The following is a 1808-nucleotide window of genomic DNA, read 5'->3' as shown; positions in this document are numbered from 1 at the left end:
GAGAAGATCGACCTGCGCATCCTGATCCCGGCCTTCATGATCTCGGAATTGCGGCGCGGCTTCGAGATCGGCTTCCTGATCGCGTTGCCCTTCCTCGTCATCGACATGATCGTCTCCACGGTCATCATGTCGATGGGCATGATGATGCTGCCGCCCACCGTGATCTCGCTGCCCTTCAAGGTGCTGTTCTTCATCCTGATCGACGGCTGGAACATGCTGGTGGGCGGGCTGGTGCGGTCGTTCTTCTGAGGCGCAATCTCCGCGCAAGGCTGGCGGGCGAGAGGACCGGATCGGGTCGCGGACCCGAAGCGGAGCAGCCCACCGAATGTCCGGTCTTCAGCACGCCGAACGGCTCTGGAACAACATCCTCGCGCTCGGCGGCCGGCGCATCGCCGCCCTGTCGCTCATCGGCGTCGTCGTCTTCCTCGCCGTGGGCCTCGGCGCCTACTATCTCAGCCGCCCGGCCCAGGAGCCGCTCTACACGGGCCTCAGCCGCGAGGATGTCGGGCGCATCGGCAGCGTGCTGAAGGACGCCAACATCCCCTTCGACGTGAGTGCCGACGGCGCCGCCGTGCTGGTGGCCTACGGCCACACCGCCAACGCCCGCATGCTGCTGGCCGAGAAGGGCCTGCCGCAGAGCGCGAAATCCGGCTACGAGCTGTTCAACGACCTCGGTTCCCTCGGCATGACCTCGTTCATGCAGGAGGTGACCCGGGTGCGCGCCCTCGAGGGCGAGATCGCCCGTACCATCCAGGGCATGAAGGGCGTCAAGGCCGCCCGCGTCCACATCGTGCTGCCCGACCGCGGCTCCTTCCGCCGCGACCAGCAGCCACCGTCCGCTTCCGTGGTGGTGCGCACCGAGCCCGCCGACGACGTCAGCGGCGCCCAGTCGATCCGCCATCTCGTCGCCTCGGCCGTGCCCGGCATGAAGCCCGACCGCGTCACGGTGATCGGCTCGGACGGGTCGCTCCTGCTCTCCGGCGACGAGGCCAGCGCGGTGCCCACCGGCAAGATGGCGACGCTGGAGAAGACCATCGGCCACGAGGTCCAGGACAACATCCGCCGGACCCTGACCCCCTATCTCGGCGTCGGCAACTTCGAGGTCAGCGTCGCGGCGCGCCTGAACACCGACAAGACCGTGCAGAACGAGACGATCTTCAACCCCGACCAGCGCGTCGAGCGCTCCACCCGCGCCGTGCGCGAGACCGAGACCTCGCAGAACCGCAACGCGGCCCAGCGCCCGACCGCGGCGCAGACGAACCTGCCGGACCAGCGCGCGCGCTCGGACGGCAACGACTCGGCCAGCAACGAAACCCAGAAGCGTGAGGATCTGACCAACTACGAGATCTCGTCGAAGACCATCCAGACGGTCAGCGACGGCTACAACATCCGGCAGATCTCGGTGGCGGTCCTCGTCAACCGCGCCCGCCTCGCGTCCCTGGCCGGGCCCGAGGCCGGCAAGGCCGGCATCGACGCCCAGGTCGCCGAGATCGAGCAGCTCGTCGGCTCGGCCGCCGGCTTCAACAAGGAGCGCGGCGACAACGTGAAGGTCGCCGCCGTGGGCTTCGTCAACGACGGCCAGCCCCTGGAGCCGGTGGCGCCCCTGAGCCTCACCGAGGTGCTGATGCGCCAGTCGGCCACCCTCATCAATGCGGGCACCATCCTGCTCGTCGCGGGCCTGCTGATCTGGTTCGGCCTGCGTCCGGCCATGCGCGCCATCCTGGAGATCCCGGCCGCGCAGCAGGAGGAGGCGCGGGCGCTGGCCGCCGCGGCGGAGGCGCAGGCCCTGGCCGCCGGCGCGCCGAACG

At 69.4% G+C, this 1808-nt stretch carries 1 protein-coding gene and 1 pseudogene; both read left to right on the top strand.

Annotation, left to right across the window (positions count from 1 at the left end; genetic code table 11):
• A pseudogene (locus K2X24_RS19015) lies at positions 1-249 on the top strand (flagellar biosynthetic protein FliP); the annotation flags it as partial.
• Between the two features lie 76 nt (positions 250-325).
• Positions 326-1808: flagellar basal-body MS-ring/collar protein FliF (gene fliF / locus K2X24_RS19010; RefSeq protein WP_292500051.1), on the top strand; the 1483-nt coding region annotated here is incomplete at its 3' end.

Source organism: Methylobacterium sp., assembly GCF_019750675.1.
Classification (GTDB): Bacteria; Pseudomonadota; Alphaproteobacteria; order Rhizobiales; family Beijerinckiaceae; genus Methylobacterium.
Note: the sequence above shows the minus strand (reverse complement) of the source record. Positions and strands in the feature narration are given on the sequence as shown.